13 protein-coding genes and 1 other RNA gene are annotated in these 12,441 nt (G+C 61.7%); 2 read left to right on the forward strand and 12 right to left on the reverse strand.

What is annotated here, in order from left to right:
• Positions 1 to 478: 478 nt before the first annotated feature.
• Positions 479 to 1,609: an AI-2E family transporter gene (locus SFUM_RS03050; protein ID WP_011697465.1), complete on the forward strand. Its 1,131-nt coding sequence runs from the start codon at positions 479 to 481 to the stop codon at positions 1,607 to 1,609.
• A gap of 379 nt (positions 1,610 to 1,988) precedes the next feature.
• Here SFUM_RS03050 and SFUM_RS03055 read toward each other — a convergent pair whose 3' ends face one another.
• The 12 genes from SFUM_RS03055 to SFUM_RS03110 form a co-directional block, all read right to left on the reverse strand.
• Positions 1,989 to 2,243, reverse strand: coding sequence for an FmdB family zinc ribbon protein (locus SFUM_RS03055; protein WP_041441554.1), 255 nt, complete (start codon positions 2,241 to 2,243; stop codon positions 1,989 to 1,991).
• 17 nt (positions 2,244 to 2,260) lie between these two features.
• Positions 2,261 to 2,695 carry an iron-sulfur cluster assembly scaffold protein gene (locus tag SFUM_RS03060; protein WP_011697467.1) on the reverse strand — a complete coding sequence of 145 codons (435 nt, stop codon included), beginning with the start codon at positions 2,693 to 2,695 and terminating at the stop codon, positions 2,261 to 2,263.
• A 538-nt stretch (positions 2,696 to 3,233) separates the two neighbouring features.
• The gene (locus SFUM_RS03065; protein WP_011697468.1) at positions 3,234 to 3,935 is read right to left on the reverse strand and encodes a type 1 glutamine amidotransferase; all 702 of its coding nucleotides are present in this window, start codon (positions 3,933 to 3,935) and stop codon (positions 3,234 to 3,236) included.
• Positions 3,936 to 4,546: 611 nt separating this feature from the next.
• Complete coding sequence (gene lepB, locus SFUM_RS03075; RefSeq protein ID WP_011697470.1) at positions 4,547 to 5,191, reverse strand: signal peptidase I; 645 nt, start codon at positions 5,189 to 5,191, stop codon at positions 4,547 to 4,549.
• A gap of 100 nt (positions 5,192 to 5,291) precedes the next feature.
• On the reverse strand, positions 5,292 to 5,483 hold the full coding sequence (locus SFUM_RS03080; RefSeq protein ID WP_041439710.1) for a hypothetical protein: 192 nt from the start codon (positions 5,481 to 5,483) through the stop codon (positions 5,292 to 5,294).
• A complete protein-coding gene (locus tag SFUM_RS03085; protein ID WP_011697471.1) occupies positions 5,470 to 6,042 on the reverse strand; it encodes an RNA polymerase sigma factor in 573 nt (190 codons plus the stop codon). Before SFUM_RS03085 ends, SFUM_RS03080 begins: the two co-directional genes overlap by 14 nt.
• Positions 6,043 to 6,127: 85 nt before the next feature.
• Complete coding sequence (locus SFUM_RS23240) at positions 6,128 to 6,637, reverse strand: GNAT family N-acetyltransferase (protein ID WP_011697472.1); 510 nt, start codon at positions 6,635 to 6,637, stop codon at positions 6,128 to 6,130.
• A complete protein-coding gene (locus tag SFUM_RS21310) occupies positions 6,624 to 7,910 on the reverse strand; it encodes a polysaccharide deacetylase family protein (RefSeq protein WP_049766270.1) in 1,287 nt (428 codons plus the stop codon). Before SFUM_RS21310 ends, SFUM_RS23240 begins: the two co-directional genes overlap by 14 nt.
• A gap of 21 nt (positions 7,911 to 7,931) precedes the next feature.
• Positions 7,932 to 8,306 carry a c-type cytochrome domain-containing protein gene (locus tag SFUM_RS03100; RefSeq protein ID WP_011697474.1) on the reverse strand — a complete coding sequence of 125 codons (375 nt, stop codon included), beginning with the start codon at positions 8,304 to 8,306 and terminating at the stop codon, positions 7,932 to 7,934.
• Positions 8,307 to 8,655: 349 nt separating this feature from the next.
• Positions 8,656 to 8,913, reverse strand: an RNA gene (gene ffs, locus SFUM_RS22320) — signal recognition particle sRNA large type.
• A gap of 79 nt (positions 8,914 to 8,992) precedes the next feature.
• Positions 8,993 to 9,736, reverse strand: a complete 744-nt coding sequence (locus SFUM_RS03105) for a hypothetical protein (protein ID WP_011697475.1) — start codon at positions 9,734 to 9,736, stop codon at positions 8,993 to 8,995.
• 25 nt (positions 9,737 to 9,761) lie between these two features.
• Positions 9,762 to 10,478, reverse strand: a complete 717-nt coding sequence (locus SFUM_RS03110) for an HAD family hydrolase (RefSeq protein ID WP_011697476.1) — start codon at positions 10,476 to 10,478, stop codon at positions 9,762 to 9,764.
• 295 nt (positions 10,479 to 10,773) lie between these two features.
• On the opposite strand from SFUM_RS03110, the gene nadB reads away from it, so the two are divergent.
• Positions 10,774 to 12,435, forward strand: a complete 1,662-nt coding sequence (gene nadB / locus SFUM_RS03115) for an L-aspartate oxidase (protein ID WP_041439714.1) — start codon at positions 10,774 to 10,776, stop codon at positions 12,433 to 12,435.
• The last annotated feature ends 6 nt before the right edge of the window (positions 12,436 to 12,441 follow it).

The raw sequence follows: 12,441 nt of genomic DNA on the forward strand, positions 1-12,441 counted from the left end.
GTGTGGCGCTGCGGCGGCGGCCTTCGGCCAGTCGCCGACAGCGCCGAGCCCTCGGCCTCACGCGCTTGCGCGTGTGGCCGAAACTTGGGGGGTGCGGCGGAATCATTCCCCCGCTCTTTTGTGCTTGAAAGATCCATCTTGAACGCAACTTCGTATCAGTCTGCTCCGGCACGGTTTCGATGGGGAAGTCCACGCAATGAACGGTCCCGTTTTGCGGGACAAAGTCACACCGACGAAAGAGAATTGTCCATGAGCGGAACGCAACAGAAACGATACTCGGCGGAATTCCGGGCCAGGGTTGCCCCTGAGGCCATTCAGGGAGAATGAACCGCGGCTGAACCGGCGACCACATATAGCCTCCATCCCATCATGACCGCAGGTTATTGGAATTATCCGGCCGGCCGGACGATCGGCCCGAATGGGGGTATGATCGACAATCTGCGTGGAAGACATGGTGGTTGGACTACTGGAGATACCAATGAACATACCCTCCCAGTCTGATTACGAGTTCGAGCAGCGGGTGGCCTCCCGCTTTATGGATATCCTGATCCGTGCCGGCCTGATCCTCGTCCTGGCCATGCTTTGCTACCAAGTGCTCTCCCCGTTCCTGACGCTGATGGTCTGGGCGCTCATTCTGGCCGTTACGATCTTTCCCCTCCACCAATTCCTGGCGGGCAGGATCGGGGGCAGGCAAGGACTTGCCGCAGCCCTGCTGGTCATCGTCGGCCTCATGCTGATCGTTGTGCCGACGGCGATGCTGATGAGTTCACTTGGCGATTCGGTGCATCAGCTGGTCAACGACGTGCAGAACAACTCGCTGAAGATTCCGGCACCGCGTCCCGGCGTGGAGGGATGGCCGGTCGTCGGCAAGAAGGTCCACGACATCTGGTCCAGGGCATATGCCGACCTGCCGGCACTGGTGCAGAGCATGCAGCCGAAGATTGGAGAACTGGCGAAGACAGCACTGGGCTTCGTCGCCGGCATCGCCGGTGGATTGTTGCAGTTCATAGCCTCGTTCATCGTCGCCGGCATCATCATGGCCTTCGGGCAGTCGGGCGGTCGCGGCAGCCTGGCGATCTTCGAGCGCATCGTCGGCAGAGAGCGAGGCGGCGAATTTGCGAGACTGTCCACGTCGACCATTCGTGCCGTCTCCCAGGGGGTCATCGGTGTGGCCTTCATTCAGGCCATCATCGTCGGCCTGGCTCTGCTGGTCTCCGGGGTCCCGTGGGCGGGTGCGCTTGCGTTGATCGTGCTGGTTCTCGGTATCGCCCAGATTCCGGCGTTGATCGTGACCCTGCCCGCAATCGTGTACATCTGGATGAGCGGTCATTACGGCAACGCGGCAGCGGTTGCTTACACGGTGGTGTTGATCCTCTCGGGAATGACGGACAACGTGCTGAAGCCGCTGATGCTGGGAAGGGGGGTCGATGCTCCGATGCCGGTGATCCTGCTCGGCGCGCTGGGCGGCATGGGGACCGCCGGGATCCTGGGGATGTTCGTCGGCGCCACCTTGCTGACGCTGGGCTACCAGGTCTTTATGGGTTGGGTGGCGGCCAACCCGGATGCCGGGCAGGCGCAGGCGGAAAGCGAGTCGCAGCAGGCGGGCTAAGCCGCCGGCCATCGTTCTGGAGCAACGCGCGGATGACGGCGCTGATTCTTCAGGAGTCGGCGATCGCCGGGATTACGGGGTCAAACCTACACTTTTCACTTTTCGGAAAGACACCCAAATCGACCATCAACGGTGCCGTCGGGGTTGACGGTCGGCTCTGCGGATGGTGCAATTGTTAGCTGCCCCGGGAAAAATCGATATTCTCTCCGCTGTGCCTCTCATCAAAGCCGCTCCGCCAAGAGGCTGCTTTTCGTGAGTTGCGTGAGCGACAGCCAAGTGGACGTGACGGACCCCTACAATTGGGTGCGCTCCTGCACCATCGCAACGGTTGCCGGCAGGGCGTTCTTCGCCGGACCCGATCAGGTGCGGGCAGGGGGGATCAGCCCGAATTCCTCCCGCAGCAACTCCCCGGCCCGGCGCAATGAGCTTGTGCGGGCGAGCTGCCGCAGCAGGCCGTGTCACCGGCTCCGGGAAGCCCGTGCCTGGGCGCTCCGGACAAGGACGACGGCGCGGAGAGGAGTTTCTTCAGCTTGACGCTTCCGCATTCGCTGCAGGCCGGCGATGCGTTGGAGGAAGTGACCAGCACTTCGCTCGTCTTCCCACATTCCAGGCACAGAAAGTCAAAAAGAGGCATGGTGATGTCCTTTGCTGTCAATCGGATTTCCGGGCGTACTCATCGAGTGCCTTCTTCAGGGTCTTCACGGCAAGCTGGATGCAGTGGTGCTTTTGTGCCGGGATTTCTTCCAGAAGGCGAAAGATGTCCCCGTCATTGAGGGAGCGGGCCTCTTCGATGGTCTTTCCCTTGATCAGCTCCACGGCGGCCATGGCGGAAGCAACCGCGCCGGGGCACCCAAGAACCTGGTACTTCAAGTCCCGGATCACGCCGTCCTGGACCTTCAGGCAAACGCTCATGGTGTCGCCGCACGTGCCCGTCATTTCACTCACGTGATCCGCGTCCGGTATCGTACCCATATGGGGCTTCTCGATGAAGAGACGGATGGCCTTCCGGGAGTATCCGGATTCGGCCAGCATCTTCTGGAGATGCTCCACATCGGCCTGTGATGTACCTGGTCTCTGATTGTCCACAAGTTGTCTCCCGCTTGAGTGTCCAGCGCCGAAATGATTTTCCCGGGGCCGATGGATTTCGAACGTCGGGAAAAGCGTCATATGAATTAACGAATAATTGCCGTTGCGTCAACTACCTGTTGAAAAACACACGGCATTTGTCGCATTCACCAACCGGAACGGCACGAAGCCGGGAATGTCGGGACCGGGGGGAAACCCGTCAAACCTGCCCTGTTCAAAAACCGGCATGACCCGTGAATTCACAATCAACCATGAAAACGTGCGAGCGCGAGGCATCTTCATCCTCCCGACGCACGGAGCATCCCGTAGGCCGGAAGCCGGTCCGGCGGCATCTCGACGATGCCGTACCGCTCTCCGCCCTCGGCAGACTCCGAGGCGAAAAAACGCGCGTTCGGGAAAGAAGGTGGGAACGGCTCGGCCGCTGGACGACCAACGGACGAAAGGCCCGTGCGCGACCCGCGCCGCGGATTTGCCCCTGCGTCTTCCCGCCCCTGAGGGGCGGGGGAATGCATTCGTCGCAGACCGCTCCAGCAGGGGATCAGGCGAAGTTCCGCTTCACGGCGTCGAGCAGGGTGGTCATGGTCGTACTGATTTCCCCGAGGTAATGTTCCTGCGAGACGATTTCATGTTTCCGCTGGATGTAAGGCGCGGGGGCCAGCTCATCGCCACAGTTGTCGATCAGCAGGCGGATGCTCTCGGCGGATGATTCCAGGTGAAACTGGAGCCCGACGACCCGCCCGCCGTTGGCTTCGAAGGCTTGAACGGCGCACGCGTCGCTCCGGGCGGTCCGGGTTGCGCCGGGGGCGAGGTGAAAGGTGTCTCCGTGCCAGTGGAACGCCGTGAACCGGGGCGGCAATGCGCTGAAGACCACCGACTCCGCGGCTTCCGGCGTCAACGACACCGGAAACCAGCCGATCTCCTTTTCGCCGTTCCGATAAACCTTACCGCCGAGCACATCCGAAATGAGCTGCGCCCCGAGGCAGATGCCCAGCACGATTTTGTTCTTTTCAATCGCCTCGGCAATGAATTTCTTTTCCTCCACCAGCCACGGATATCGATCTTCTTCATAAATGTTCATGGGGCCTCCCATGACCACCAGCCAGTCGATATCGGCGACGCGGGGCAGGGCCGCATCGGCGTAAAGCCCCGTGCACGATATGGAAAACCCCGCCTTCACGGCCCATTTTTCGAGATTGGCGAGCCCTTCGAAGGGAACATGCTGAAGGGTGTGCAGTTTCATCGATCGCTCCTCCACGAAAATTGAAAGGTGTCGCAGGCATCGAACCGGAAGCGCCCGGCATGCCGCTTCCTCGCCGTGAGAACCGGGAACCGGAAAGCCTTCAGAAGCCGGGATGCGCTCATCATGTGCCTGCGGTCCGCCGGGTCAGGCCTGCCGGCGTCGCCTCCGCGCGGGTATGCCGCACGTCGTCCTCCTGCACGGCCCGACGGGCCGGTCCGTTTCTCTTTCCACACGACAGCGTTCCCCGGCACAACCTGTCTTCATCGTTCGGGGGCATCCGTCTCCGACAGCGGTTTCTGACGGTGCAATCTTCATACCGGCCGCTGCCGATCCTTTCGCCTTGTTCCGATGGTCACCGGTCCCAGTCATGACGCCTCATACGAAGTTGCGTGCAAGATGGATTTTTCAAGCACAAAAGAGCGGGGGAATGATTCCCCCGCACCCCCCAAGTTTCGGCCACACGCGCAAGCGCGTGAGGCCGAGTGCTCGGCGCTGTCGGCGACTGGCCGAAGGCCGCCGCCGCAGCGCCACACGGAGCCGCGAAGCGGCGAGGGGGTGTGGGGGATACGTCCCCCACGCTTTGAGAGTATCATTTGGAACGCAAATCCGTATCAGTCGATCACGTCCCCGATGCTTCGCCAGCGCACACTGTGGCGCTCCGAATCCCACGCCCAGTACTTGATGAAGGCCAGGCCTTTGATCCGGTCTTTTCTCACGAACCCCCAGAACCGGCTGTCATAGGAATTGTCCCTGTTGTCGCCCAGGACGAAGTAGGAGTTCGGCGGAACGACGATGGGGTCCGTATTGTCCCGGGGCGATGCGAGCTTCGGTACGATTTCGCGTCCCTTGTGGATCGCGTGGGGATTCTCGTAGAGTTGGCCGTTGATGTAGACCTGACGGTCGGCAATCCGGATCCGGTCGCCCGGCAACCCGATGATCCTCTTGATGTAGTCCTTGCTCGGGTCCAGGGGGTATTCGAAAACGACGACATCCCCGCGGGCCGGTTCGCGCCATTCGAGGATTCGCAGGTCGGTGAAGGGGATTTTCGTGCCGTAGATGAACTTGTTGACGAGGATGTGGTCGTTTATGGCCAGGGTGTCTTCCATGGACCCCGAGGGAATCTCGTAGGCCTGCACGATGAAGGTCCTGATCAGCAGGGCGAGAACGACGCCCAGGAGGATCGAACGGGTGTATTCCCAGATGACCGCCTGCCTGGGGCGGGGTTTCCGGTCCGTGGGAATGGGGGTCTTGGTCATGGTGTGGTCCTTCTTCCATTATCGGTGCGGTCCGGCGCATCGCACAGCCGCGGGCCGCCGTCACGCCTTCGAGCGCCGCGGGGCCGACGCGATCCAGGGTTCAAAGGCAGGTGGCGGGGAGGGACAGAACTCCAAAAAGGGCACCACAGTGAACCATCAAGTACCGGAACGGCCTGGACGCATACAGTCGCTCCCGCAACGGCCGCCTGCATTCGGCGAGCCCCGCCTCGCAGGCGAACACGCGCTTCATCACGTTGGACACGAATTCGTTCGAAGGTTCAAACTCCGTCATGGTTCTTGCCTCCCGCCTGGTGCTGCACGCAGACCCTTACCTTTTCCCTGGCTCTGAAGAGCCTCGATTTCACCGTTCCCGGCGACACCCCGCACGCTTCGGCGATCTCCGCCAGGGAACCGCCGTTGAGCCACATGAAAATCGGCTTGCGCAACGGTTCCGAAATTTTCGCCAGGGAATCCCGGAGCGCGCTTCGCCTCTCATGTTCCAGGAGCAGGTGCTCCGCCGTCCGCAGGTCCACTCCGAGATCGGCGGCATCCACCGCGTCGATATGAACGCAATGCTCTCCCGTTCTCTTCCGCAACTCGTTCACGCAACGGTTGCGCGCCGCGATGAAAAGCCAGGCAGAAAAGGGAGTTCCTCGTGTTTCATCAAAGTTCCTCAAGGATTTGTACACGTCCAGAAAGACTTCCTGGCCGATGTCTTCCACGATCTTCCCGTCCCGGACCATGCGGTGGATAAAGGTCAGAAGCCTTCCCTGGTACTTTTGCACCAGCACGGCAAACGCTCCGGTATCCCCGTTCTTTATCCTGGCTATGACCGCGCGGTCTTCTTCCATTCCCTCTCCTCGGAACGCCGATTCTTTTTCTCTCTAATACGGAGAGGAAAAGAAAAGGTTCCAAGTATTTTTTGAAGGACGCCTTTCATCGGGGTTCCTCGAGGGTCTTGCGCATCAGGATTTCGACGTGCCCGGCGATCACCAGGTCGCGAATGGGAACGATCTCCTCGAAACCCAGCCCGGCGTAGAAACGTTGCGCGGGCTCGTTGAAGGCCGACACCAACGTCCAAATGTTGGCCGACACGGGTTTTGCCTGCCGTTCCATCCAGCGGACGATGTCGCGGCCGACCCCTTGCCCCTGGTACGGCCGGTCGAGGGCGATGAGCTCCAGGTACGGGCCGAACAACCAGGGATGGCGCACGCAGACCACTCCCCCGGGCGCTCCGTCGAAGCGCGCGGTGAACCGCCACAGGCCGGGGTCGCGTCGCAGAAAGTAGCGCTGAATCCCGTCCAGCGTGGAATGAAGGGTGAGCCAGGGTTCGTTGCTCAGAAGAATTTTGGCAAGCGGACGCGCGTCGGCCTCCTCCAGGCGTTCGAGCAGGCAGGCGCCCAAGGCGAACGAACGCCCAGCAAACGGTGATTCAGTGGTCGGCATGCTTCCCGACTCCCGTGATCTTGTCGTATTTTCGGTTGTCGCCCGGCCGTTCTTCATAGCAGTCGGGCGAAGTCTCCGCCGTGCCGCTCGCCAGCAGCTCGCTGACGGTGACGAAATCGTACCCCATTTCCCGGAGCCTGGGAACGAACAAAGGAAGAGCCGCCGCCGTGCCGTGGCCGCGCCTGTTGGCGTGGCAGACAATGATGGAACCGGGCTTGACGCGCGAAAGGACGATTCGTGCAATCCCGCCCGCCGTCTGGCTCGTGGATGCATCCCCCGTGACCACGTCCCATTGAATCGCCGCCAGGCCGCGGGACGCGAGAAAGCCGAGCGCCTCGGCATTGCAGGTGCCGTAGGGAAAGCGAAAGAGGACCGGCTCCCGGGGAATATCGTCCATTGCCCGGGCACCCGCCCGCCGCGCGCATTCCCTCGATTCGAGAAGGCCGCGCAGCAACCGGTATTGATCCTGGGTGCGCAGCACCTGCTCTTCCATTCGGCTTCGGCCGAGCTCCCGGAAGTTGGCATGAGTCCACGAGTGGTTGCCGATTTCAAACAACGGGTCGGCCATCAGCTGCAGGGTCTGCTCAGGGTGGGTCTGCATCCACTTGCCGCCGGCGAAAAAGGTCGCCCTGACCCGATTGGCCCGCAGCCAGTTGACGATCCCGGCGTCATATCCGCTGACTCCTCCGGCCGTCTCGCAAAGATCGAAGGTGAGCGCAACGGGTTTCCCGCTTCCGACGGGCCTGACCCGGCGAATGGAGTTGCGAAGCGATTGGGGCAGGGGAGGGCGCGCGATGCGGAAGTCGACCGCGGTGCGAAGGTTTTCCGGAACTGCCGTCGGACCCCGCCGCTCGAGTCGCGGTGCGTCGGCTTCCAGTTCCTCTCCGGACCAGCACGCATCGAGAATCGCACGGGAGCCGAACGCCAGGGGCTCCCGGGGTGACTGCGGATGCGCCGGGTGCTCGTCACCGCTCGCGGAGCCGCCTGAGCCGCCCGCTTTCTTCCCGTTCTCCGGAGACGGCACTCCCGGGGGATTATCGTTGTGCGAGAATCCGTGCAACACGATTGCCTCGCTCCTGCCCTCCGCAGGCAGCTTCAACGGGTGGTCGCCGTCCTTTTCCGGAGGCGCGCCGGCCTGCGCGAGCCATGCATCGATGCCGGGAAAGGGGACGGACCCGCCGAGGCCCGGGAAAAGAAGGGCAAAAGTCAGAACCGCTCCCGCCGTCCATCTGTGCAGTGGGCCTGCCCGGCGTCGACCGCCGCAATCGATCATCGCAAAACCTTTGGGATGCGGCTAGGCCTCGGGGGCACCGTTTTCAACCCATTTCTCAAGGACACGGACCTCATCGGCGGAAAGCCATGGCGGGCCGTTCTTGGGCATGCGGGGCGTGCTCGCGCCCTTGACCCGCCTGATGATCTCGCTCCCGGCCGGATCGCCGGGCAGAACCATCGCACCGTTTCTACCGCCCTGCATCACATCCATGTAAGTCTCCATGCGAAACTTGTCAGGCGCTCTAGCGCCGCTGTGGCAACTGGTGCAGTGTTTTTGGAAAATCTTGGCCACGTCGGCGTAAACGGGGGACGCCGCGTCGGTCCGGGGCTGAGTGCCGGTCAGAACCAGAAGGAGAACGGCCGACCCGAGCAAAACGATTCTGACGAATACTGGCATGGTTGAATCCTCTTCGGACGAGGTTAATGGCCCGTGCCGGTCTGAAAAGCCGGCGCCGCTTCGGGTTCCATTGTAATCACGGTCGACTGAGAGCGCACGCGGCAGCCGCAACCGGCGGATGGCGGTTTTTGTGCCTTGGCACGGCCGAAGGGGTGTGCGCAACGCCGGAGCCGGAGGAAGGCGCGGGGCCTTTTTGTCACGTATTCCGAAAAGGGTTGCCGCTGTGAAGGCAGACGGACGTGAAACGAAAAACGGGCGGGGATATGACCCCGCCCACCCGAAAAGTCACTCGAACCGCCCCTTCCGGAGAACCGCGAGCCGTCCGGCCTCCCGGGGAAAACAGACTTGGCCGTGCACCCTTTGTCGAACCTGCGTGACCAGGCTGCCCGACTTCCTGGGACCTGATTAGAGTAGACCACGACACAGCCGGTGATACTTACCGCTGCTTCCTTCCGGACCTGACGGGGTTCGTATTCGTCTGTTGCGAGGTGTCCAATCGGCACCAGAAATGATAACAGCCGGCCAGGCACGAGCCCTTCAAAGGGGATTCAACCCCGCTGAGCGGATTTCGGGCCACAGGGCACCGCTAACTCCCCGTCTAGCACGACCAAGAGGACTATCTGGAACCGCATGGGACTTGTAACACTATTCGCGCCAAAATGCAACGGGCTGCCGCGGAACCGGGGTCAGTTCCCGAGCGGGCCGCGATCGAGGAGCATGCAGCGACCCGGTTCGGCGCCGAGCAACTCCCGGAGAGTCGTGATGCGGGAGTCCCTGGTGAGGTGCCACCAGCCCCCGAGGTAGAGAGGCCTTGCAGGCCGGCGGGCATAGAGCGCGGCGACGATCTTCCTGGCCATGCGGCATTCCCTTTCCTGCCAGAGGTCGACATCGGAGGCGGACACCGTGATGCCCGGCACCGGCGGCTGATTGGTCGCGATGCAGCGCTGCGCCGTGCGATACACCCGGTCGATGGAATCGAGCGTGGAAGGCAGGCAGAGGAGACCCCGGAGGTTCTCGGCGGAAATCATTTCCGGCCAGGATTCGATCCATTTCCGGCTGAAGCCCGAATAGTCCACGAGGACGAGACTCGCGCCGGTCCCGGCGGCGTGAGCCGAGGCCGCGCGATATTCAAAAGGCAGGGCGATCTGGCGGCGGATGGCGGTGACCATGGTGTGCTTTCTGGCCTGGCGGGGATCCATGCCGCTGACCGCGACGGCACGGGCCAGGTTTGTCTCGAGCTTGCGCTGGAAGGACACCTGAAAACGTTTGCGAAACATCCAGGCGTAGGGACTCAGCTCCAGGAGAATGATGTCGGGCCGAAAATCACCGAGGAAAGCCCTGAGCCGGGTGTATCCCTTCGCGTCATGGTGGACCGTGCCCATGAGGCGGAGTCTCGATAGAACGGGTGATGTCGAAAGTGGGGAATTCACGTTCGGACGCTCCCCGGAGTTCAGGTTACGTTCCGTTGGCGGATTCGCTTCGGCAGGATTCCAGCAGAACCGTGAGGTCCTTCAGGTGATCGATGTAGTAATGTGCCTTCAGGCGACGGTTCTTGTAGGCGACGAAGAAAACTCCGGTGTTGGCGGCGAACTCTTCGTCGACGGTGGAATCCCCTACGTACACGATTTCTTCGGCGCCGACCCGGAAGAATGCACGAATTCGGTCCATCTCCCCGGGGTGGGGTTTCGGGTGATCGACGTCGGATGCGGAAACGACAAGATCGAAATACTTGCGCAGTCCGTAGCGGGCCAGAAGCTCGAGGGTGGAAACCGTACGGTTCGTGGCCAGGGCCGTTAGAAAATGCGACTTGGCGAACCGGAGCGCGTTCTCGATGCCGGGCTCCATGCGCAGATAGGTGTCGAACGGAGTGAAATCGATCTTTTTGAAGTACTGGTACGCCTCGTCGAACAACGGTCCGTCCTCGAGAAGGTACATCAGCGATTCGCGAACCGGGTGCATGTGGATGAATTCGACCTGGTCGGGACGCACCGGGGGCCGGCCCACCTGTTCCAGGATGTGGCTGTAGAAGTGAATATTCGCTTCCCTGGAATCGAAGAGCACACCGTCGCAATCGAAGGCGACCACCTTTGGTGGGGCCGGGAAAACCACATCCGTCCGCTGTCGTTTCACCATTTCCATCTTGCCGATCCGTTGCGCAATGCGCGAATTCATGGGGAGGTTCGCCGCGTCGTCGAGAGCAGAAGCCTTTACATGGTCTTACTTATAGAATAGAGTACCGACTGTCAATGACTCATGGAGTTTTTCCCCGTGGAGCGCCCCGGGGGACGGCCTCACGCCGGATTGCCTCACGTCTTCAGGGACACTGCACGTCGAGCGAAGCGGGTCGGCCGGACCTCGGGAGGTGCGGCAGTCCTCGCCGCTGCTTGAAATGACAACCGGTTGTTCGCAGCTCGGCCTCAGTCCCGCTCGGGCGCGGACCGCTTTTTCCTCAGAGTGGAAACAAGCCATGGATTTTCAATTCGACTACCTTGTAATCGGCAGCGGCATCGCCGGGCTGACTTTTGCGCTCAAGGCGTCCAGGAACGGCAGTGTGGCGATCGTAACGAAAAAGGACAAGCTGGAGACGAGCACAAATTACGCCCAGGGCGGGATCGCGTCCGTGGTGGGGCCCGACGATTCCTTCCAGCTGCACATCCAGGATACCCTGAATGCCGGCGACGGTCTATGCCACCAGGACGCCGTGGATCTGGTCGTCAGGACGGGACCGGACCGCATCCGGGAACTGGTTGAGCTGGGCGTGCCCTTCAATGCGAGCGTCTCGAGCTCGGGCCAGTTCGACCTCGGGCGCGAAGGAGGACACAGCCGCAACCGTATCCTGCACGCTCACGACATGACCGGTCAGGCCGTGGAGAAAGTGCTCATCGGCGCGGCGGAGGCCAATCCGAACATCTCCATATTCGAAAATCACCTGGTGCTGGACCTCCTGGTGCAGCACCAGTCGATCAAGGCGGGATCCGTCACCCTGCAGCAGCAGGATATCTGTCGCGGCGCTTACGTGCTGGACACGGCCGCGCAGGAGATACACGTCTTCCGGGCCCACGCCATCCTCCTTTGTACCGGCGGGGCGGGAAAGGTCTATCTCTACACCTCCAATCCGGATGTGGCGACCGGGGACGGACTCGCCATCGCCTACCGGGCCGGCGCGACCCTCGCCAACCTGGAATTCGTCCAGTTCCACCCGACTTGCCTCTATCATCCCCAGGCCAAGAACTTCCTCATCTCGGAAGCGGTGCGCGGCGAAGGGGGCCGCCTCATCGACCGACGGGGCAGGGCCTTCATGGAACACTACCATCCCCTCAAGGACCTCGCCTTTAGAGACGTCGTGGCGCGGGCCATCGACAGCGAAATGAAGAAAACGGGCGATGATTGCGTGTTTCTGGATATCAGTCACAAGGACCCCGAAGTTCTGAAAAAGCGGTTTCCGGGAATCTACGAGAAGTGCCTGTCGCTGGGCATCGACATCACGCGGGACCCAATGCCGGTGGTGCCGGCCGCTCACTACATGTGCGGCGGCATTTTGACCGACCTCAACGGCCTGAGCACGCTCGACCGCCTCTACGCCATCGGGGAATGCGCGTGCACCGGTCTGCACGGCGCAAACCGGCTGGCGAGCAATTCGCTGCTCGAAGCGATGGTGATGGCCCACCAGGCGGCCATTGACTGCGCGCGGCGCATGGAACTGTGGCACAAGGAGGGATTACCCAAGATAGGCGTCTGGCCTGTGCCGCGGCGCGCGCAGAGCGACCCGCTCAACAGTGAAATGGTGCTCATCGCTCACAACTGGGACATTATCCGCAGGCTGATGTGGAATTACGTCGGTATTGTCCGGACGGACAAACGGCTGGCGCTCGCTCAGAATCACATCGCGCACATTCGAATGGAAATCCGGGAACACATGCCCAACATTCCCATTCACAGCGATCTGGTGGAGTTGCAGAACCTGGCGCTGGTGGCCGAGCTCATCATTCGCAGCGCCATACTGCGCAAGGAGAGTCGCGGCCTGCACTACAACCTCGACCATCCACAGAAGGATGATGCCAGGTGGCTCAAGGATACCATCCTCGTCAGGCCCCCCGCGGAAGAATTCGTCAGCACGGTTTTCGGATAGCGCGCC

This window comes from Syntrophobacter fumaroxidans MPOB (assembly GCF_000014965.1).
Taxonomy (GTDB): domain Bacteria; phylum Desulfobacterota; class Syntrophobacteria; order Syntrophobacterales; family Syntrophobacteraceae; genus Syntrophobacter; species Syntrophobacter fumaroxidans.

Bases quoted from the DNA above. Each gene is read 5' to 3' on its own strand.
- lepB (WP_011697470.1), bottom strand. From the start codon at position 5,191: ATGACCAAGACCCCCATTCCCACGGACCGGAAACCCCGCCCCAGGCAG.
- SFUM_RS03065 (WP_011697468.1), bottom strand. From the start codon at position 3,935: ATGAAACTGCACACCCTTCAGCATGTTCCCTTCGAAGGGCTCGCCAAT.
- SFUM_RS03100 (WP_011697474.1), bottom strand. From the start codon at position 8,306: ATGCCAGTATTCGTCAGAATCGTTTTGCTCGGGTCGGCCGTTCTCCTT.
- SFUM_RS21310 (WP_049766270.1), bottom strand. From the start codon at position 7,910: ATGATCGATTGCGGCGGTCGACGCCGGGCAGGCCCACTGCACAGATGG.
- nadB (WP_041439714.1), top strand. From the start codon at position 10,774: ATGGATTTTCAATTCGACTACCTTGTAATCGGCAGCGGCATCGCCGGG.
- SFUM_RS23240 (WP_011697472.1), bottom strand. From the start codon at position 6,637: ATGCCGACCACTGAATCACCGTTTGCTGGGCGTTCGTTCGCCTTGGGC.
- SFUM_RS03085 (WP_011697471.1), bottom strand. From the start codon at position 6,042: ATGGAAGAAGACCGCGCGGTCATAGCCAGGATAAAGAACGGGGATACC.
- SFUM_RS03110 (WP_011697476.1), bottom strand. From the start codon at position 10,478: ATGAATTCGCGCATTGCGCAACGGATCGGCAAGATGGAAATGGTGAAA.
- SFUM_RS03050 (WP_011697465.1), top strand. From the start codon at position 479: ATGAACATACCCTCCCAGTCTGATTACGAGTTCGAGCAGCGGGTGGCC.
- SFUM_RS03055 (WP_041441554.1), bottom strand. From the start codon at position 2,243: ATGCCTCTTTTTGACTTTCTGTGCCTGGAATGTGGGAAGACGAGCGAA.
- SFUM_RS03080 (WP_041439710.1), bottom strand. From the start codon at position 5,483: ATGACGGAGTTTGAACCTTCGAACGAATTCGTGTCCAACGTGATGAAG.